Consider the following 19,551-nt stretch of genomic DNA (forward strand, 5'->3'; position numbering starts at 1 on the left):
CCATCCAGCGTGGTTCCGCGCGTGGCTCCGTACCATGACGAGCGCTCACCGAAGACTCACCGAACACCGGACGCATGACATGGCGGACTTCGGCGCGACGCTCAAACGCCTGCGGCTGGCCGCGGGTCTCACCCAGGAGGCGCTGGCCGAACGGGCGGGGATCAGTGCCAGGGCGGTCAGCGACCTCGAACGCGATCCCGGCAGGACGCCCCGGCTGGACACCGTGCGGTTGCTCGCCGAAGCGCTGCGGCTGGAGCCGGGGCCCCGCGCACAGCTGGTCGCCGCCGCCCGCCAGGTGGCTGACCTGTCGGCGATCCCCCGTCCGCTCACCCCGCTGATCGGCCGGGCGGGCGTGGCGGCGGCCCTGGTGGAGCTGCTCCGCCGCGGTGAGACCCGGCTACTCACGCTCACCGGGCCGGGCGGCGTGGGCAAGACCCGCCTGGCACTCGAGGTGGCCGCGCGGCTCGCGCCCGACCACCCGGACGGCGTGGTCTTCGCCGACCTGGCGCCGTTGTCCGACCCGAACCTGGTGATGGCCGCCATCGCGCGCCGGTTCGGCCTCGTCGAGCGAGACACCGTCCCGGTCAGCGAGCGGCTCGCAGCGGTGCTGCGGGAGAAGTCGGCGTTGCTGCTGGTGGACAACTTCGAACATGTGGCACCGGCGCGCTCCGACGTGCTCGATCTGCTGACCGCCTGTCCGCGGGTGACCATCTTGGTGACGAGCCGGATCCCGCTGCGCGTGCGCGGGGAGCGGGAGTACCGCATCGCGCCGCTGGAACTGCCCGCGGAAGGCGAACACGCCTCGCCCGCCGGAGCGCTGTTCGTCGAGCGTGCCCGCGCGGCGGGGACCGAACTGCCGGAGGACTCCGTGACCGCGGAGATCTGCCGCCGCCTTGAGGGCTTGCCGCTGGCCATCGAACTCGCCGCCGCCCGTGTGCGCCTGCTGGCTCCAGAAGCGCTGCTCGAACGCTTGGACCAGCGGCTTCCGCTGCTCGTGGGAGGACCGCACGACCTTCCCGACCGGCAGAAGACCATGAGCGACGCCATCGCCTGGAGCTACCGGCTGCTGTCCGAGCCGGCCAAGGCGCTGTTCGAGGCGCTGAGCGTGTTCTCGGGCGGCGCCACCCTCGCCGCAGCCGAGACGGTCAGTGCGGACCTCGCCTTCCTCGGCAACCTCGACGAGCTGGCCGAGGCCAGCCTCATCGAGACCGTGCCCAGGGTGCGCATGCTCGAGACCATCCGCGAGTACGGTATCGCGCGGCTGCGGCACTCGGCCGCCGAAGCCGAGGTGACCCGGCGGCACACCGAATACTTCCTCGCCCTCGCCGAGCGCGAGGACGCGGCCTCACCCGTGCTCGCCCAGGAGCAGGACAATCTGCGAGCCGCGCTCGACAGGGCGCTCGACGGCCAGGATGTGGACGTCGCCATGCGCCTGTGCGCCGCGCTGTGGGGCTTCTGGTCCGAGCACGGAGACATCGGCGAGGGCCTGGGCAGGGTACGTGACGCGCTCGCGCTCGAGGGAGCCGACCGCGTGCCCGTTGACGTGCAGCTGGCCGTACTGATCGGCGCGGCCCGCCTCGCCATCGACCGATCCGCCTTCGAAGCCGCGCGCGGCTGGTGCGCCCGGCTCGTCGCCATGGCGAGGCGCGAGGGCGCCGAGCGCGACCTGGTCACCGCGCTCAACACGCGTGGCCTGCTGGCGCGCAAGGAGGACAGATACAGCGAGGCGATCAGAGACCATGAGGAGGCCGTCGTCCTCGCCGAGCGGTGCGGGGACGCCATCGGGCGGGTCAGGGCGCTCATCGGCCTGTCCTACGCGACGTTCTTCGGCGGCGACTCCGCCCCCGCCTACGAACTCGCCGAACGCGGGCTGGCCGCCGCCCGCCAGGTATCCAGCGCACGCGACCTCGGCGACGCGCTGCTCTCGCTGGCCTGGCAGAACTTCCACGCAGGGAAGTACGAGAGCGCCGACGCGATGGCCGCGGAGGCGGTCGAACTGCTCGGCACGTTGAAGGACACCCGTAACACCGCCGAAGGGTGGCGGATCCTGGGCACCAGCGCGCAGCTGCAGGACGAGCCCGAACGGGCCACCCACTGCCACCAGGAGGCGCTGGCGCTCTACCGGGCGTGCGGCGACGAGCGGGTCGCCCCTCAGCTGCTCGCCCACCTGAGCCACGTCGCGCTCAACACCGGCGACCTGCTCCGCGCGCGGGACCTGGCCGAGGAGTCGCTGGTCACGGCTCGCAGGTTCGCCGACCAGTGGGCCATCGCCATGAGCACCAACCAGCTCGGCCACGCGGAGCTGGCCCTTGGCCGGATCGGGCAGGCGCATGCCCTGTTCGCCGAGAGCGCCGCCGTCTTCCAGGCCATCGGTAACCCGATCTATCTCTCCTGGTGCCTCGAAGGGCTGGCAGGCGTCGCCGCCGATCGGGGCAGGCACGACCTCGCCGCGCAGCTCTGCGCCGCCCGCGAAGCGCTCCTCGACAGGCTGGGCTCCCGGATGCCGCCGATGCACCCCGCGGGTCACACGCATACGCTCGACGCGATCCGGGCCGCGCTGGGGGCCGACTCCGTCGCGGCCGGTTCCTCCCAGCCGATCTCGGAGCTGATCAGGTCCGCATGTGAGCTCTGACCCCCTAGCGCGGGCACGTCCGGCGCGGTCGCGTCTCGCGGTGCCGGTGGGGCATGCATTCAGTGCCCCACCGGCAGGAGTGCGCTACTTGTACGTGATGTCAGTCGCGGTGTAGCGGCAGTGGGTGGTGTCCGGGCCGCTGCCGATCTGGGTGGGTTCGCCGCTTGTGACGCCCTTGAACTTGGCGCAGACCACGACCTTCTTGCTGGGGTCGTTGACGATCGTGATCGAGGAGAATGCGGCGGTGTCGCCGTAGTTGGTGTTGATCCCGGCGATCACCTTGGCGGGCGTCGTGATCGTCACGTTGGAGATCACGACGTGCCGCGCGTACTGCTTGGAGCAGTTGCCGCAGGAGCGGTAGAGCTTGCCGACGTTCTCCGCCCGGAAGTTCTCGATGATCATCTTGCCGGGCCCGTTGTGCTGGAACGTCTTGTCGGAAGCGGCGCGGGCGCCGCCGCCGTCGATGGTCATGGTCTGGGTGGCCGAGGTGGCCTTGAAGGTGGCGGCGTCCTCGCCGACGTCCTCCCACCAGACGTTCTTGAGCGTGCACGTGCCCATGCAGTGGACGCCGTCGGCGGCCGGGGCGCCGATGATCACGTTCTGCAGGGTCGCGCCGTCGGCCAGCTTGAACATCGGGGGCTGGCCCTCGCTCTGGCTGCCGCTGCCGAGCGCGCCGGAGCCGTAGAAGCGCTTCATGCCGCCGTCGTGGACGCCCGTGACGGTGATGGTCGCGGTGACCGCTTCCTTGCCGGTCGGCGTCGGCCAGGCGCCAGAGGAAGGCGCCGTCGGGGTTGCCGTTGCCGTCTGGGTCGGCTTTGCCGTCGCGGTCGGCGTCGGGGTCGTCGTGGGACCCGCGCTCGGGGCCGGGGTGGCGGCCGCGGGGCGCAGGGTCCAGCGCTTGCTGCTCACCGTGTCACAGGAGTTCTGCTGGATCAGCGCGCCGGCCGCCTTGGCGGACGACTTGACGTTCAGGCACTTGGCGCTGCCCGCGTTGACGAGCTGCCGCGTGCCGGCGGCCGCGGCCTTGAGAGTCCAGGTCTGGAACGCCCCGGCGGCGCAGGACTGCTGCTGCACGGCCTTGCCCGCCGACGTGCTGCCGCCCTTGATCCCGGCGCACTTCCCGCTGTGGGCGACGCTCAGCCGGTAGCCGCCGCTCACGGACGTGAGCGTCCAGGCCTGGTTCGCCGCGCCCGCGCACGCCTGCTGGGTGAGCTGGACGCCGTCGGCCTTCGCGCTCGCGGGGACGCTCAGGCACAGGCCGCTGCCCGCGTTGACGAGCTGGTATGTGCCCGGCGTCGCCGACGCCGCGGCGGGCGTGGCGGCGGTCAGCGCGGAGGCCGCCAGAAGGATGCCGCCGGCAAGGGCGGACATCTTCGTGGTTGTGGGGAGCAAACGGATTCCTTCCAGGGGGTCGGATTCGTCGGGTGCGCTGCGCGCCGACGATCAGGAGGAGGCGGGTCTGAAGGTGCTGTCGGCGCGGAAGGCGGAGGTGTCCTGGGCCTTGTCCAGCCACAGCTGGTGGTGGCGGTGGCGGATGAACCGGCCGGGATAGTTCAGCGACTCCAGGCGCACCCTCCCGCTCGCCCCGCCCGGCCGGGCGAGGAAGGTCGCGTCCCGCTCGAACAACTCGGTGCCGTTGTCGGTGTCGAACCGCAGCCGGTAGTCCTTGTGCCGCAGGTAGCGGCCGTCCTCGTCCATGAACGAGTAACCCTTGGCGTCGGCCAGCCCCGGCACGATCCGCAGCGGCGCCGCCTCGCCGAGCACGCCGAGGGCGCCCGAGGCGGCGATGCCCTCCTTCGGCACGTTGATCGACTGGAGCACGCGGGTGGCCCCGGTCGGCAGCAGGCCGCCGGAGCCGCCGGAGGCGGCGGCCGCGCGGGTGAACAGCAGGGTCCCGAAACCGAGCTGGTCGAAGCCGCCGCTGTTCGGCCCGTAGTTGCCGCCCCCGCCCTCGGCCCGCACCCGCTCGGCGTACGCCTTCGTGTACGGCACCGCCAGCCCGCGCCGGTTGGCGTAGTGGTTGTAGAGCAGCTCCCACACGGGACGGTCCTGGCCGCGTGCCACGTTCGAGACGACCGTCTGCTCCCGGGGGGCGCAGTTCTGGCCGGTCCCCCACTTGTACGTGGTGAACGGCACGTCCTGGCCCAGGTTGTACTTGGCGACGTACTCGGCCGCCTTCATGATCCGGTTGTCGGCGTAGCCGTACAGGTCGATGCCCTGGTTCCAGGCCATCTCGGCGAACGTGCCGATCAGGCCCATGCCCATCAGGCTGTGCCCCTGGTCGCGGCCGCTCTCCTGCCACTGCGCGAGCCCGCCCGGGTGGAGGAACGGGGCGGCGTTCATGATGGCCCCGTTGCCCTTGCCGTTCTTGAAGTAGTCGACGGCCTGCTCGAACTTGGCCTGGTCGTCGCAGAAGAGCCCGATCGCCATGACCGCGGCCATGTTGCACAGGTCCCAGTTGGCCCAGTAGTTGGTGATGCAGGCACCGTTGTGCTGGCGCAGGAAGTGGTCGTTCACCGGGTAGAAGACGGTCAGCAGCATCTTCTGGAACCGCTCGACGTTGAAGCCCGGGTAGCCGCGCATGAGCTCGGCGGCGTTGGCGATCTGGTAGCCGTAGATGCCCGCCGCCAGGAACCGGTCGGCGTTGCCGTTGATCGCCTTCAACGTGCCCGACCAGGCGTTCAGGATGTCACGGGCGGCGTCGCCGTGCGCCTTCTCCCCGGAGATCTTCCAGCGCAGCGCGTTCTGGTAGGCGGCGTGGACGTCGTTGTAGAACTGGACGTAGTTCTGTCCCGTCCCGCCGCGCACCACCGTCTCCAGCGGTCGTGCCTTCCACGTGCTCGCCGAACGCCCGTTGGCGACCAGCTTCTCCCACCCCGCCTTGTACGGCTGCGCCCCGGCCTGCACCGCGGCCGCGATCCGGTCGAAGTCGGCCTGGGTGTGCAGCAGCCCCGGGTGCTTGAACGCGGCCGAGGTCCGCGCCGCGGACGGCAGCGCCGGGAGCGCCGGGAGCGCCGGGAGCACTGCCACACCCGCCGCCGCCTTGAGCAGGTTTCGCCGGCTGGTCTGGAGAACCATGTGAGTCCTTTCGCGAGACGATCTCTCGTCCGGAGGAGACTGGCCGTGGGCGACCGGATAACACTTTTCGGGATGTCCGTTCCGACCGCGGGCGCAGAATATCGCCGATTGGGCGTTTTCTCCTGGTGCTCACTGGTTTACATAACTTGGCGACCCGCAAGCTCAGAGGGTGATCCACTCGGTGGAGGTGGTCACCTCGTCGAGTACGTCCGGGATCGGCTCGACGCCGATTCCGGGGCCGGTGGGCACGTCCAGGTGCCCGTTCACGAGTTCGAACGGTTCGGTGATGTCGGTTGCGTAGTAGCGTCGCGATGCTGAGGTGTCGCCGGGGAGGGTGAAGCCGGGTAGGGCCGCCAGTGCCACGTTGGCGGCTCGGCCGAGGCCGGTTTCGAGCATGCCGCCGCACCACACGGCGATCCCGTTGGCCTGGCAGAGGTCGTGGATGCGCCGGGCTTCCAGGTAGCCGCCGATGCGGCCGGGTTTGATGTTGATGATGGAGCAGGAGCCGAGGGCGATCGCGGCGGCGGCGTGCTCGGCCGACTCGATGGACTCGTCCAGGCAGATCGGGGTGTTGAGGCGCTGTGCCAGTTTGGCGTGCTGGATGAGGTCGTCGTTGGCCAGGGGTTGTTCGATGAGCAGCAGGTCGAAGGCGTCCAGGTGGGCCAGGCGGGGGGCGTCGGTGAGTGTGTAGGCGGCGTTGGCGTCGACTTGGAGCAGCACGTCGTCGCCGAACCGTTCGCGTACGGCCTGGACTGGTTCGAGGTCCCAGCCGGGTTCGATTTTCAGCTTGATCCGGAGGTAGCCCTCGTCGAGGTAGCCGGCGACGGCGTCGAGCAGTTGCGGGATGGAGTCCATGATGCCGACCGATACGCCGCATGGCACGCGGGTGTGGGTGGCGCCGAGGAAGTGGGCGAGTGGCTCGCCGGCTGCGCGCAGTTGGGCGTCCAGTATGGCGGTTTCCAGTGCGGCCTTGGCCATGCGGTGGCCCTTGATCGGTTCGAGGGCGTGGCCGATGTCGTGGACGTTCGGGTTCTTGGGCAGGGCGGGTAGCAGGAAGCGGCGGATCACTTCGGCGGCGCCGTCGGCGTATTCGGGGGAGTAGAGCGGTTCGGACATGGCCACGCACTCGCCCCATCCTTCGGCGTCCGGTGTCACGACCCTGACCAGCAGGACGTCGCGGGCGGTTTCGGTGCCGAACGAGGTGCGGAACGGTGCCACCAGCGGCATCGCGATCCGCCGCAGCTCGACTCCAGTGATCTTCACACTCTCTCCCCAAGTAGGACGTGCTGGAACGACCCGTCGCGGTGCGGTCCCCTGGCCATCAAACCACCGCGCAGGTCAGGCATGGTGTGCGACCCGGTAGCTCCCATTAGCGTTCGAGCACGTGTAGGGAGGCCGCCCCGGGCGGGCCGGAGCTCAGCACCACAGGACCCGCCTCCGTGCAGGCCACCACGTCCGCCACCCGCGCGCCGAACAGCTCGGGCACATAGATCGCCGGCTCCAGGCAGAACGTCATACCGGGCGCGAGCGGCGTGTCCTCGCCCAGCCGCGGACCCTCGTCCGGGCCCAGGCCGACGCCGCGGCCGGCGTGCGCGGCGGCGAACCGGCCATACCCGCTGCCGTCGATCACCGCGCCGACCGCCCGCACGACATCCGAGGCAGGCGCGGGCGGCCGGGCCGCCGCCAGAGCGGCGCCGTAGGCGGCCAGCACCACCGAGTACATGGCCTCGAAGTCCTCCGGCGGCTCGGCGACCGCGAAGACCCGAGCCACCTCCGCGCAGTAGCCGTCCCACCGCCCGCACAGAGACACCAGCAGCGCGTCCCCGGGGTTGATCACGCGGTCGCCGGGCAGGTGCGCGGGCCGGGCCGTGTGCTCGCCCGCCGCCACCCGCAGCGCCAGCACCTCCTCGCAGCCCGACTCCAGCGCCAGCATCCGCAGCGCGGCCGCCATCGCCCGCTCGGACGCGCCGAACCAGGCCAGCTCCCGCGCCTGCCCCAGCACCTCCTCGGCCCGCAGCGCCGCCCGCTCGAGGGCGGCGAGCTCGTCGGGCTCCTTACGCAGCCGCAGCGGGGCCAGCACCGCGGACGCGGGCACCAGCTCGGCCTCGATCGCCAGCCCGAACAGCTCCCGCACCCGCATCTCCGCGTCCACCCCGACCCGCCGCGCACCCTCCGGCACCCATCGCGCCGGATCGGCGGTCTCGGCGAGCGTGTCCCGCGTCACCACGAGAAAGTCCGCCCCTTGGCCGCCGAGGAAGCGGAAGTCCGGCGACGGCCGCAACACCAGGGCGTCGACGCCTTCGTCGGCCATCGCCGTCCGCACGGCCTTCAGCCGCGCCTCCACCCGCTCCGGCGTCACGTCGGCTCGTGCAGCCAGCAGGCCACCGGCCCGAACGCGGGCTCCTTCACCCGGCACACGTCCATCACGAACGGGCACCGCGGGTGGAACCTGCACCCCTCCGGCGGATTCGCCGGATCCGGTACGTCCCCGGGCAACTCCGCGGGCAGCACGCCCCTCCCGTCCGGCCGGGGAATGGCCTTGAGCAGCGCCTGCGTGTACGGATGCCGCGGCTCGGCCCACACCTCCTCCGTGCGGCCCACCTCGACGATCTTGCCCAGGTACATGACGGCGATCCGGTCCGCGATCATCCGCACCACGGACAGGTCGTGGCTGATGAACAGCAGCCCCGCCCCCGACTGCACGGCCAGGTCCCGCATCAGCGTGGCCACCTGCGACTGCGCCGAGGCGTCCAGCGCCGAGATCGGCTCGTCGCCGATCAGCAGGCGCGGCCGGGCGGCGAGGGCCCGGGCGATCGCGACGCGCTGCCGCTGCCCGCCGGAGAACTCGTGCGGGTGCCGCCCGGCGAAGTCCCGCGGCAGCCCCACCCGTTCCAGCAGGTCGGCGGCTGTGGTGCCGGTGTCTCCCGAGGTGCGCAGCCCATCGGCGATCTGGTCGCCGGCCCGCCGGCGCGGGTTCAGCGACGTGTACGGATCCTGGAACACCATCTGGATGCCGGTCAGCTTCCTGCGCCGCAGGCCCAGCGGTGTGACCGGCTGCCCCTCGAACGTGATCGAGCCCTCGGTGATCGGGTTCAGCCCGCAGACCGCGCGCGCCAGCGTCGACTTGCCACACCCGGACTCGCCGACCAGCCCGACGACCTCGCCGGGAGCGACCTGCAGACTGGCCCCCGCCACGGCCCGCACGGCGGGACGGCCGGGGGAGCGGTGCTCGACGACCAGGTCGTCGATGGTCAGCAGCGTCACAGGCCCTCCTTCGTCGGGCCTGCGACTCAGCGTCCCGTGCCCATTGGTTCGCTCGCTGCGCTCGCTCACTGCGCCTCCGGCAGGGATTCCAGCAGCGAACGGGTGTAGGCGTGCTCCGGCTCGCGCAGCACCTGGCCCCGCGGCCCCGACTCGACGACCAGGCCGTCCTTCATCACGCTCACCTCGTCCGCGACGGCCGACATCACGCCCAGGTCGTGGGTGACCAGCAGCACCGCCAGCCCCAGCTCGTCGCAGAGCCCGCGCAGCAGCCGCAGCACGCCCGCCTGCACGGTCACGTCCAGCGCGGTCGTCGGCTCGTCGGCGATCAGCACCTTCGGCGAGCAGGCCAGCGCGATCGCGATCGCGATCCGCTGCCGCATGCCGCCGGAGAACTGGTGGGGGAAGCGCCGGTAGGCCTCCTGCGGGCCGGGGATGCGGACCTTGCCCAGCAGCTCCACCGCCCGCGCCCGGGCCTCGGGCTTGCCCAGCCCCAGATGGTGCCGCATGTGCTCGGTGAGCTGCTTCCCGATCGTCAGCATCGGGTGCAGGCTCGTCGCCGGGTCCTGGAAGACCATGGCGACCTCGCCGCCGCGTACCCGGTTCAGCTCCTTGGGCGGCAAGGTGAGCAGGTCGCGCTCGCCGAGCCGGATGGCGCCCGAGGTCCGCGCGCCGTGTGGCAGCAGGCCCAGGACCGCCAGCCCGGTCATCGTCTTGCCGGACCCGCTCTCGCCGGCCAGCCCGTGCACCCTGCCCGGCTCCAGCCGCAGGTCGACGCCGCGCAGGATCTCCTTCCCGCCGATCGACACCGTCAGCCCCGCGATGTCCAAAGTCGTCGTCGTCACAGCGCACGCTCCTTGATCGCGCGGGCCGTACGGGGGTCGAGCGCGTCACGCAGCGTGTCGCCGAGGAAGTTGAACGCCAGCACCACCGTCAGGATCGCCAGCCCCGGGAACGTCGCCACCCACCAGCTGTCGAACACCTCGACTCCCGAGGCCACCATCGCCCCCCACTCGGGAGAGGGCGGCTTGGCCCCCAGGCCCAGGAAGGACAGCCCGGACAGCAGCAACAGGGCCGTGCCGATGTCCAGGGTCGCCAGCACGAGCACCGGGCCGGTCACGTTGGGCAGCACGTCCACCCGCAGCGACCGCCACACCGAGAAGCCCAGCAGCCGCCCGCTCAGCACGAACTCCCGCTCCCGCACCCCCAGCACCAGCCCCCGTGTGACCCGGGCGTAGGCGGGCCAGGCCACGACCAGCACGGCCAGCACCGCGTTGGCCAGGCTCGCGCCCAGCGCCGCGGCCACCACCATGGCCAGGATCACGGTCGGGAACGCGAACACCAGGTCCGCCACCCGCATGATCGTCTCATCCACCCACCTGCCGAAGTACCCGGCGCACGCGCCCAGCAGGCCGCCGATCAGCACCGACAGCGTCACCAGCAGCAACGTCAGCGGGATCGACACCCGCGCCCCGTACATGACGCGGCTCAGGATGTCCCGCCCGAGCTGGTCGGTGCCGAACCAGTGCCCGGGACCGGGCGCCGCCAGCCGCGGCAGGTCCTGCGCCAGCGGGTCGTGCGGCGCGAGGATGGGCGCGGCCAGGGCGATCACCAGCCAGGCTGCCGCCAGCACGCCGCCGGCGACGGCCAGAGGCTGCCGCCACGCCTCCGGAAGCCTGCTCAACAAGGGGCGTCTCATTGCAGCCTCACTCGGGGGTCGATCACGCCGTACAGCACGTCCACGATCAGGTTGATGACCAGGTAGACGACGCCCACGACCAGGCCGACGCCCATGACGGCGGGCAGGTCGAGGGTGGTGGCGCTCTTGTAGGCGTACTGGCCGACGCCGGGCCAGGCGAAGATGGCCTCGACCAGCACCGTGCCTGACAGGAGGCTGCCGAAGGCCAGGCCCGCCACGGTGATGATCGGGACCAGGGCCGAGCGCAGCACGTACCGGAAGAGGATCACCCGGGCGGGCAGGCCCTTGGCGCGGGCGGCGCGGACATAATCCTGGCCGAGCACCTCCAGCACCGCCGAGCGGGTGAAACGGGTGAGCAGCCCGATCGTGTAGAGCGCCAGCACCAGCGCGGGCGTGATCAGGTGGCCGACGGCGGAGGTGAAGATGTCCCACCGGCCCGCCAGCAGCGCGTCCACCGTCTGCAGCCCGGTCACGGCCGGCGCCGAGCCGAGCGCCGCGTCCACCCGGCCGCTGCCCGGGGTGAGTTGCAGGCGGTAGAAGAACACGTAGAACGCAAGCAGCGCCAGCCAGAACGTCGGGACGGAGATGCCGATCAGGCTCAGCAGCCGCAGCGTGTGATCCGCCAGCCGGTCCCTGCGCAGCGCGGCGACCACGCCGAACGCCACGCCCAGCACCAGCGACACCAGGATCGCCGCCCCGGCCAGCTCCAGCGTCGCCGGCACGAACTCGGCCAGGTCCTGGCTCACCGGGCGGTGGCTCTGCTGGCTGGTTCCCAGGTCGCCCTGGAGCAGGCCCTGCAGGTGCAGGGCGTACTGCTGCCAGAGCGGCTTGTCCAGGCCGTGCTCGGCCCGCCACTGGGCGACGATCGCCGGGTCGCCCAGGGCGCGCTGGCCGAGGTTGGCGGCCACCGGGTCGCCGGGGACGAGATTCGTCAGGACGAACGTGACGAGCGTGATGCCCCAGGCCATGAGGACGGCGAGCAGGATGCGGCGGACGAGGAACCGCGCCAGCGGATGCGCCTGCCCGCCGGAGCTCGGCCGCCCCTGCCCCTGTCGCCCGGGTCGCGTCGCCTTGACGGCGTCCGGAGTGTCGGACACGTGCGGGGACCTCTTACTTCACGCCGAGATCGGCGACGTCGACCGTCCACACCGGGTGGTACTCGAGCCCGGTCACCGACCCCGCCGTCACGATGTTCTGGCTCGGCTGAATCAGCGGGATGAACGGCCCGGAGGCGTTGAGCTTGGTCTGCACGTCGGCGTAGGCGCTCTTGCGGGCGTCGTCGCCGATCGCGGTGGCGGCCTTGTCGCCCGCGGCCTCGATCTCCTTGGCGGCCCCCGCCTTCCAGCCGGCCCGCAGCCCCACCAGCTTCCCGGGGAGGAAGGCCAGGTAGTCGCTCGGGTCCGGGTAGTCAGGGCCCCAGTACCACAGGCCCATCTCCTCCTTGCCGTTGCGGTAGTTGTCCAGCGCCGTGGTGACCGGCGCCGGCTGGAGGTCCACCGTGATGCCGACCTCCTTGAGGTTGGCCTGGATCCGCTCGGCCAGCGGCTGGAACGACAGCCCGTTCACGGTCAGCTCGCTCGGGTACTCCAGCTTCACGGTCGGGTTGGACAGCCCGCTGGCGGCCAGGGCCGCCTTGGCGCCCTCGACGTCCCGCTGGGCGGCCTGCTCGGGCGGCAGCGCGCCGAGGAGCTGCGACGGGATGACGCCGGGCGCCTGGGTCGAGCCCTCGCCGGCCAGCTCCAGCAGTCCCGCGTAGTCCACGCCCTTGCGCACGGCCTCGACGAACTTGGCGTTCGGCGTGGTCTTGCTGATCGCGGAGTCCTGGTTGGCCAGCAGGAAGATGACGTTCGCCGAGGCGGTCTTCTTGACCTGCAGCGTCGCGGGCATCCCGGCGACCTGGTCGCCGGACAGGTTCAGCGCCACCTGGCTGTCGCCGCGCGCCACGTTGAGCTTCTGGGTGGCGGCCTCGACGTTACGCAGCACGACCTTGTCGTAGGCGGGCTTCGTGCCGTAGTACTTCGGGTTCGCCTTGAGCGTGACCTGGCTGCTCACGTTGAACGACTCGATCATGTACGGGCCGGACCCGGCGGAGGCGGAGTTCAGCCACTGCTCGGCCTTGTCCTGCGGGTCCGTGGTGGCGCCGTGCTGCTGGGCGAGCTTGCTGTTGATGATGCCGAGCGCCGGGTTCGGCAGGATGTACGGCAGCGCCGGGTTCGCCGCCTTCGACGTCAGCGTGATCGTCGTGTCGTCGGTCTTGGCCACCTCGACGCCGTCCAGCAGGAACGACGGGGTGCCCTTCATGTCCCGCACGCGGGTCAGCGAGAACACCACGTCGTCCGCGGTCAGCGGTGCGCCGTCGGCGAACGTGGCGCCCTGCTTGAGCTTCAGCGTCAGCGTCTTGCCGTCCTCGCTCAGCTCGTACGACTCGGCCAAGGCCGGCATCGGCTTGGTGACGTCGGCCCCGTCGAAGGTGAGCAGCGTCTCGTAGACGGCCTTGCCGACGATCAGCCCCGTCGGCTCGTACGTGCGGCCCGGGTCGGCCGTCTTGAGGTCGAAGGACGTGTCGATGACGAGGGTCTTGCCGCCGCCGGAGGCCGCGGGCGACTGGGAGGTGCCGCCGCCGCTTGCGCAGGCGGCGAGGGTGAGCGCAGCGGCGAGCAGCACAGCCGCCGTCTGCGAGCGGGTCGCCATGGTGGTCCTCCACATGTGGACGTCTGGCAGAAAGATGTCGAGGATTGTGCGGCAGAATGTCCAGGTCCTGCGCGACCGGCAAGACGTATATGAGATCGATGAGGTAATGATGAGTGAAATATCCAGAAATGCTGGCAGTGGTGGTGGTCCGTCTGGACGGATCGGCATCGGGCTCGAACTGGACGACGTCCACATGAAGATGCTCGAGGTCCTGCGCGAGAACGGCAGGATCTCGGTCGCCGCGCTGGCCGAGCGGGTGGGCATCTCCCGCGCGAGCGCCTACACCCGCTTCGAGGCGCTGCGCGCGGACGGCGCGATCAAGGGGTTCACCGCCGAGATCGACCATGTGCGGGCCGGGCTCGGCATCACCGCACTGATCTTCGTGACGGTGCGGCAGCAGATGTGGAAGCAGTTCAGGGCGGAGCTCGCCAGGATGCCGGAGGTGGAGTACTGCGCGATCACCACCGGTCAGCACGACGCGATGATCCAGGTACGGGTGGCGGACGTGGCGGCGGTGCACACCATGGTGACCGACCGGCTGGCCAACATCCCGGCGGTCAAGGCGACCGAGACGGTCTTCATCCTGGACGAGGTGCTCAAACGGCCGTATGTGCTGCCCAGCGACGGCCGGCAGGCGCGCCGGAGCCCGCGCCCGGCGCAGGAGACGCAGGGCGACGTGCCGCTCGGCAAGATGCGCTTCGTCGGCGCCGCCGAGGGCCGGGCCGCGCTCAAGAAGGACGACTAGGGTCTCGCGTGCGGCAGGAGCCGGATGATCAGCCGGTGGAGCCGGGCCCGCCGCGCACGCGCCGTACGAGGTCGGCGGCGGCCTCCGGCCACTGCGCATGGTCGAAGGCGAAGCCGGCTTCGAGCAGGCGGCCGGGGACGACCCGGCGGCTTTTCAGCAGGAGTTCGGTATCCGAGCGCAGCGCGAACGCGCCGAGCTCGGCCATCCATCGCGTTGCGGGCAGGCCCACCGGAACGCCCCACGCGGCGCGCAGCACGCGCATGAACGTGCGCTGCGGCAAGGGAACGGGAGCGGCGAGGTTCACCGGCCCGGTGAGGTCGTCGCGGCCGGCCAGGAACTCGACGGCGCGGACGAAATCACGGTCGTGGATCCATGACACGTACTGCGCGCCGCCCGCGACCGGGCCGCCGAGGCCCAGCCGCACCAGCCGCAGCAAGACGTCGAAGACACCGCCGCGATCGGGACTCATCACCATGGCCGCGCGCATGCTGACCTTGCGGGTGTGCGGGGTTTCCGCTTGCCCCTGCGCCCGCTCCCACGCCTGTGCGATCTCGACGCTGTAGGCCCAATAGCCCGGGACGCCGGATTCGGACCCGCCGAGCTCACCGGTCGCCTCGTCGTTGGGCGCGTCGAAGCGGTGGGAATAGGCCGTGGCCGTGCTCATCTGCAGCCAGACCCGGGGAGGCCGCACGGCGGCGGTGATCGCCTCACCCACGACACGGGTGGAACGCACCCGCGAATCCATCATGGCCCGCAGATTGGCCGCGGTGTAGCGACAGTTGACGCTGCGTCCGGCCAGATTGACTACGACGTCGCTGCCGTCGATCTCCTCTGCCCATGGACCCAGGGTCTCGCCGTCCCAGCGGACGTCACGGCCGCGTACCGGATGCCGGGTGAGCACCACGACGTCATGGCCTGCGGCGGTCAGCGCGCGATTGAGGATCGTGCCTACCTGTCCGGTTCCCCCGGCTATCACTATCTTCATCAGGCTCCCCCCAAGGTGCTGGGACGAGCCTAACGGAGAGAGTTGAACACGTTCAGTCCGGGATCTCCGCACACACGCTGACGTGCGGTGTGTCGTCACCGTCGAACGTGAACTCCTCCACCAGGCGCAACAGCCCGTCGTCCCCGGCCTCGACGCGGCTGCTGCTCCTGCCGCCCGCCGTCCCGCCGGCCTTCAGCGCGTGCACGTAGGCGATCGACACCTGCTCACCGTCGCGGGTGCCGACGAAGCGCCCGTGGGTCACGGTGTCGCCGGTGTAGCTGCCCCACACCACCCCGTCGGCCTCCCAGTACAGGAACTCCGTGGGACTGTCCGGGTCCACCACGCTCGCCGTCGAGCTCACCATCACGAATTTGCGGCCGTTGAGATTCACGGGGATTCATGGTGCAGAGATTTCCGGTTCATCACAGCGTCGCTGGACGAATGGTCAGAGCAGCCGGGGGATGGCCGCCAATCCGTCCAAACCGCCCTGCCCCGGTCCTGAGGGTGCACGCATGGGCGCGTTGCCGGAGCTTTACCTTTCCGGGCCTGACGCCATCATTGCACAGTGTGATAGTAATGTGACACTGCGTATCCGATGTGTGTTCGGGAGATTTCATGGTGGCGTACACGCTCTCGATCCTGGCGGCGGTAGGCGTGGTGATGCTCACCGCGCTGGTGTTCAGGCTGTTCAGACGTGGCGGCGAGGACCGCGATCCCGGCGGTCCTTCCGCCGGCCACGCGGGGGCGATGTTGTCGGCCATGTTCCTGCTGGTGTTCGCCATCGCGATCATCGTGCCCTGGACGAAGGCCGACACCGCCCGGCAGAACACCCACACCGAGAGCCAGGCCGCGATCGACGCCTACTGGACGGCTGCAGGCCTGCCGGACGACGCGGCCCGGCAGGTGCGCACCGCGCTGCGCGAATACGTCATCTTCGTGGTCAGGGACGAGTGGCCGCTCATGGCCCAGGGCCGGATGGACCCGGTCGGCGCCGCCAGGATGGACGAGCTGCGCGGCCGCGTCAGCGACCTCGAGGTGAGCGGCGAGGACGAGGAGGAGGCCAAGGGAAATCTCCTTCAGCACATCGGCGCGATCTCCATGGCCCGTGCCCAGCGCAGCGCCGACGCCGCCGCGGCCCCGCCCGACGGGCTGCTGTTCCTGACGATCCTCACCGGCGTGGTGGTCATCGTGTTCCCGTTCCTGGCCGGGGCCCGGCCGCAGGGGCTGACGATCCTGCCTCTGGTGGCGATGGCGGCATTGCTGGGCTTCGGCACCTACCTGACGTGGGACATCTCCCGGGCCTTCGACGGGCCGCTGGCCGTCGGGCCCGAGGCATTCCAGGGGGCGTTGCAGGAGTTCGCGCGCGTCGGCGAAGGGGTGTGAGGGTGGCGGGCAGACGGCGCGCCTCCCGCTCGTCGGGCGTGCGGTGGAGCGGGTCCCGTTACGCGGGCGTCCGGCGCCGGCGCGCGGGTGTCTGGCGGTGGCGTGCGTCGTGGCTTGTGGGTGCCGGGTGGTGGCGCGTGTCGCGGCCTGTGGGCGGGCGGTGGTGGCGTGCGTCGCGCACCGGGGGCGGGCGGGGCGTGCGGACGCCGCTGCTGCTCGCCGTGGGGCTGGTGGCGATCGGCGCGGCCGGTCCCGCTGCCGCGGACCGGGAGCGGCCGCCGGCCGGCATGCCCGAGGTGTCCGTGGCGGTCCCTGACGTGTCCGTGGCGATCCCCGAGGTGTCCGTACGACCGCCGGCTCCTCCCCGGAAGGTCTCCATGGACGGGTCCGTGCCGGGCGTGAAGGTGTGGCGGTCACCCGTCCCCGGGGTGTCCATCGCCGGGCGGCGACCGGGGACCCGGCGGCCAGTCCCCAAGGTAAAGGTGCCGGGGATGACGATCTACGCGGGCGCGGTGTGCGGCGAGCGGGTGCAGGTGGGGGAGTGCCCCCGGCGCCGGCCGCGCGCGGCGCCCCGTCCCGAGCCCCGGCGGATGACGGCCGTCCGTGTGCCGTCCCCCTCCCCGACGCCCCCGACGCCCACGCCCACCCCTACGACCACGTCCCAAGTCCGGGTCAGGCCGGTCATGCCGCCGCCGCGCCGCACGGGCCCGCTCGGCACCGTCCTGGTCATCGTCGTGCTGGTGTCGGTCATCGCTTCCACCACGGCCGTCGCCTTCGGCGCCCGCCGCTGAGGCTCACCCGCCGGTTATTCGGGGGCGATGTCCCGGCGCCGCGTGGCACACTGACGGCCGGGCGACGATCACCCGAACGTCAGGACGAACAGGAGGAGCCGCAGCGTGCACGTGACACCTGCCGGGGGACGGCGGACAGCGGAGGCGGACGTGGAGGTGCTGGCCGGCGGAGGCGTCAACCATGTCGTGCGGCTCGGGGACACGGTGCGGCGGCCGGTGGGGCCGTGGACGGCGGGCGTGCATGCCGTGCTCGATCACCTCGCGGCCCGCGGGTTCGCGGGCGCGCCCGGTTGCCACGGGATCGACGGCGAGGGCCGGGAGGTCCTGGACTTCGTGCCCGGCGACGTGCCCGGCTACCCGCTGCCGGAGTGGGTGCTGTCGGACGAGGCGCTGGAGGGCGTCGGCAGACTGCTGCGCGAACTCCACGACGCCACCCTGGATTTCCCGAAAAATCAGGATGTGGCCTGGTATTGGCCGGCGGTCGCCCCGGCGGAGGTCATCTGCCACGGCGACGTCGCCCCGTACAACTGCGTGTTCCGAGACGGCCGGCCGGTCGCGTTCATCGACTTCGACACGGCCCACCCGGGGCCGCGCGTCTGGGACGTCGCGTACGCCGCCTACCGGTTCGTGCCCCTGACCGACCCAAGCCATCTGGATACGTACCCGGCGCCGGAGCAGGCGCGCAGGCTCAGGCTGTTCGCCGATGCGTACGGCCTGGACGATGCCGCCCGCGGCGAGCTGACCGCCACCGCGCGGGCCCGCCTCGACCATCTCGTGCGCCATATGCACGAGCAGGCCGCCGCGGGCCACGAGGCGTTCGCGAGCCACATCGCCAGGGGCGACGACCGCCTCTACCGCACCGACATCGAGCACATCGCGCGGCACGAGGCGACGTTCACGGCCGCGCTGACCGGCTGACGAGAACGGACGCCGCCCGGGGCGACGCGGGCGGTCAGGGTGCCGCGCACGCGGCCTGCGACGCCGGCGGCGGCCGATACGCGCTAGCCCGGCGTCGCCCGCGAGCAGGGGCCGACGGGGCCTTCGGCCTCGGTTCGCATTGCGGGAAGACGCCGGGGGCGGTGGCGGTTGCACCTGATCGTGGAGAACAGCGACGTCGTGGTGATCGGCGCGGGGCAGGCGGGCCTGTCCAGCGCGTACTTCCTGGGGCGGTTCGGGTTCGAGCCGGTCGTGCTCGACGCCGAGCCGGGGCCGGGAGGGGCGTGGCGGCACCGGTCGCCGTCGCTGACCATGGACAAGGTGCACGGCGTCTTCGACCTGCCGGGCGTACGCCGGCCCCAAGACGAGGACGGCGCGGTGCCCGTCGCCGCCGTGGTCCCGGCGTACTTCGGCGACTACGAGCGCACGGTGGGGCTGGAGGTCGTGCGGCCGGTCAAGGTGAGCGCCGTCCGGCGCGGCCCGGGCGGCCGGCTCCTGATCGGGACCGACGCCGGGGAATGGGCGGCCCGGGCCGTGGTCAACGCGACCGGCACGTGGACCCGGCCGTACTGGCCCTACTACCCGGGCGCGTCCTCGTTCGCGGGGCGGCAGCTGCACTACGCGGATTATCGAGGGCCGGAGGAGTTCGCGGGGCGGCGGGTGGTCGCGGTCGGCGGGGGCCATTCCGCCATGCACCTGTTGTCGGAGATCGCCGGCATCGCCGCCGCGACGACGTGGGTGACCCGGCGCCCGGCCGTCCTGCGTGACGAGGAGTTCAGCGAGGACGCCAGGCGGGCCGCCGTCGCCATGGTCGAGGAACGGGTACGCGCCGGGCTCCCGCCGGGAAGCGTCGTCAGCGTCACGGGGCTCGGCTACACGCCCGTCGTCCGCGAGGCGCTGGACAAAGGCGCGCTGGAACGTTTCCCCATGTTCCAGCGCATCGCCGCGGACGGCGTCGCCTGGGCGGACGGACGGCACTGGCGGGCCGACACGATCATCTGGGCCACCGGCTTCCGCTCCGCGCTCGACCACCTCGCACCCCTGCGCCTCAGGGAGCCGGGCGGCGGCATCATGATGGACGGCACGCAAGTCGTCAGGGAACCCGCGCTCCAGCTCGTCGGCTATGGGCCGTCCGCCAGCACCATCGGCGCCAACCGAGCGGGCCGCGAGGCCGCCCGCAACGTCCGCGCGTACCTGACCGCGCTCCCGGCCCGCCCTGCCGCCTGACGGCGCCGCCTACTATATGTAGTAGTAAAGATACCGATTGCGGCATAGGGGCGATCACTCTGCCGAAAGGGGTCGACACGGCGCGTGACCTCAGGTTAGCTTCCTGACATAAGGATCTTATCG

17 protein-coding genes are annotated in these 19,551 nt (G+C 71.5%); 6 read left to right on the top strand and 11 right to left on the bottom strand.

Going from position 1 to position 19,551, the window contains the following annotated elements:
- Positions 1-79 precede the first annotated feature (79 nt).
- Positions 80-2,632 (top strand): ATP-binding protein, encoded by a 2,553-nt coding sequence (locus Q9G87_RS33775; RefSeq protein ID WP_305920598.1) that lies wholly within the window; start codon positions 80-82, stop codon positions 2,630-2,632.
- A gap of 84 nt (positions 2,633-2,716) precedes the next feature.
- Here Q9G87_RS33775 and Q9G87_RS33780 read toward each other — a convergent pair whose 3' ends face one another.
- From Q9G87_RS33780 to Q9G87_RS33820, 9 genes are all read right to left on the bottom strand, one after another.
- Positions 2,717-4,024, bottom strand: a complete 1,308-nt coding sequence (locus tag Q9G87_RS33780; RefSeq protein WP_305920599.1) for a pectate lyase — start codon at positions 4,022-4,024, stop codon at positions 2,717-2,719.
- A gap of 51 nt (positions 4,025-4,075) precedes the next feature.
- Positions 4,076-5,710 carry an AbfB domain-containing protein gene (locus Q9G87_RS33785; RefSeq protein ID WP_305920600.1) on the bottom strand — a complete coding sequence of 545 codons (1,635 nt, stop codon included), beginning with the start codon at positions 5,708-5,710 and terminating at the stop codon, positions 4,076-4,078.
- A gap of 162 nt (positions 5,711-5,872) precedes the next feature.
- Complete coding sequence (gene menC, locus Q9G87_RS33790) at positions 5,873-6,973, bottom strand: o-succinylbenzoate synthase (protein WP_305920601.1); 1,101 nt, start codon at positions 6,971-6,973, stop codon at positions 5,873-5,875.
- Between the two features lie 106 nt (positions 6,974-7,079).
- Positions 7,080-8,069: a M24 family metallopeptidase gene (locus Q9G87_RS33795; RefSeq protein WP_305920602.1), complete on the bottom strand. Its 990-nt coding sequence runs from the start codon at positions 8,067-8,069 to the stop codon at positions 7,080-7,082.
- Positions 8,066-8,974 (bottom strand): ABC transporter ATP-binding protein, encoded by a 909-nt coding sequence (locus Q9G87_RS33800; RefSeq protein WP_305920603.1) that lies wholly within the window; start codon positions 8,972-8,974, stop codon positions 8,066-8,068. Before Q9G87_RS33800 ends, Q9G87_RS33795 begins: the two co-directional genes overlap by 4 nt.
- 65 nt (positions 8,975-9,039) lie before the next feature.
- Positions 9,040-9,816, bottom strand: a complete 777-nt coding sequence (locus Q9G87_RS33805; RefSeq protein ID WP_305920604.1) for an ABC transporter ATP-binding protein — start codon at positions 9,814-9,816, stop codon at positions 9,040-9,042.
- On the bottom strand, positions 9,813-10,655 hold the full coding sequence (locus tag Q9G87_RS33810) for an ABC transporter permease (protein ID WP_305920605.1): 843 nt from the start codon (positions 10,653-10,655) through the stop codon (positions 9,813-9,815). The genes Q9G87_RS33805 and Q9G87_RS33810 overlap by 4 nt, the downstream gene beginning before the upstream one ends.
- Before the next feature lie 11 nt (positions 10,656-10,666).
- Entirely contained in the window at positions 10,667-11,767 is a 1,101-nt protein-coding gene (locus tag Q9G87_RS33815) for an ABC transporter permease (protein WP_305920606.1), read from the bottom strand.
- A 13-nt stretch (positions 11,768-11,780) separates the two neighbouring features.
- Entirely contained in the window at positions 11,781-13,361 is a 1,581-nt protein-coding gene (locus tag Q9G87_RS33820; protein WP_305920607.1) for an ABC transporter substrate-binding protein, read from the bottom strand.
- Between the two features lie 109 nt (positions 13,362-13,470).
- On the opposite strand from Q9G87_RS33820, the gene Q9G87_RS33825 reads away from it, so the two are divergent.
- Positions 13,471-14,106: an Lrp/AsnC family transcriptional regulator gene (locus Q9G87_RS33825; protein WP_305920608.1), complete on the top strand. Its 636-nt coding sequence runs from the start codon at positions 13,471-13,473 to the stop codon at positions 14,104-14,106.
- 28 nt (positions 14,107-14,134) lie between these two features.
- Here the strand turns inward: Q9G87_RS33825 and Q9G87_RS33830 are convergent, their stop codons facing one another.
- Both Q9G87_RS33830 and Q9G87_RS33835 read right to left on the bottom strand, forming a co-directional pair.
- A complete protein-coding gene (locus Q9G87_RS33830) occupies positions 14,135-15,091 on the bottom strand; it encodes a TIGR01777 family oxidoreductase (protein ID WP_305920609.1) in 957 nt (318 codons plus the stop codon).
- Positions 15,092-15,143: 52 nt separating this feature from the next.
- A complete protein-coding gene (locus tag Q9G87_RS33835) occupies positions 15,144-15,482 on the bottom strand; it encodes a hypothetical protein (protein WP_305920610.1) in 339 nt (112 codons plus the stop codon).
- Between the two features lie 224 nt (positions 15,483-15,706).
- Here Q9G87_RS33835 and Q9G87_RS33840 point away from each other — a divergent pair, with 224 nt between their 5' ends.
- The 4 genes from Q9G87_RS33840 (at position 15,707) to Q9G87_RS33855 (ending at position 19,428) form a co-directional block, all read left to right on the top strand.
- A complete protein-coding gene (locus Q9G87_RS33840) occupies positions 15,707-16,474 on the top strand; it encodes a bestrophin-like domain (protein WP_305920611.1) in 768 nt (255 codons plus the stop codon).
- Between the two features lie 137 nt (positions 16,475-16,611).
- On the top strand, positions 16,612-17,265 hold the full coding sequence (locus tag Q9G87_RS33845) for a hypothetical protein (protein ID WP_305920612.1): 654 nt from the start codon (positions 16,612-16,614) through the stop codon (positions 17,263-17,265).
- A 105-nt stretch (positions 17,266-17,370) separates the two neighbouring features.
- A complete protein-coding gene (locus Q9G87_RS33850; RefSeq protein ID WP_305920613.1) occupies positions 17,371-18,183 on the top strand; it encodes a phosphotransferase enzyme family protein in 813 nt (270 codons plus the stop codon).
- A gap of 168 nt (positions 18,184-18,351) precedes the next feature.
- Positions 18,352-19,428 (top strand): FAD-dependent oxidoreductase, encoded by a 1,077-nt coding sequence (locus tag Q9G87_RS33855; RefSeq protein ID WP_305920614.1) that lies wholly within the window; start codon positions 18,352-18,354, stop codon positions 19,426-19,428.
- Positions 19,429-19,551: the final 123 nt, after the last annotated feature.

The sequence above is a fragment of the Nonomuraea turcica genome (assembly GCF_030718205.1).
Lineage (GTDB): Bacteria > Actinomycetota > Actinomycetes > Streptosporangiales > Streptosporangiaceae > Nonomuraea.

Excerpts from the sequence above, each read along its gene's own strand:
- Q9G87_RS33775 (WP_305920598.1), top strand. The coding sequence starts at position 80 with ATGGCGGACTTCGGCGCGACGCTCAAACGCCTGCGGCTGGCCGCGGGT.
- Q9G87_RS33785 (WP_305920600.1), bottom strand. The coding sequence starts at position 5,710 with ATGGTTCTCCAGACCAGCCGGCGAAACCTGCTCAAGGCGGCGGCGGGT.
- Q9G87_RS33820 (WP_305920607.1), bottom strand. The coding sequence starts at position 13,361 with ATGGCGACCCGCTCGCAGACGGCGGCTGTGCTGCTCGCCGCTGCGCTC.
- Q9G87_RS33825 (WP_305920608.1), top strand. The coding sequence starts at position 13,471 with ATGAGTGAAATATCCAGAAATGCTGGCAGTGGTGGTGGTCCGTCTGGA.
- Q9G87_RS33830 (WP_305920609.1), bottom strand. The coding sequence starts at position 15,091 with ATGAAGATAGTGATAGCCGGGGGAACCGGACAGGTAGGCACGATCCTC.
- Q9G87_RS33840 (WP_305920611.1), top strand. The coding sequence starts at position 15,707 with ATGGTGGCGTACACGCTCTCGATCCTGGCGGCGGTAGGCGTGGTGATG.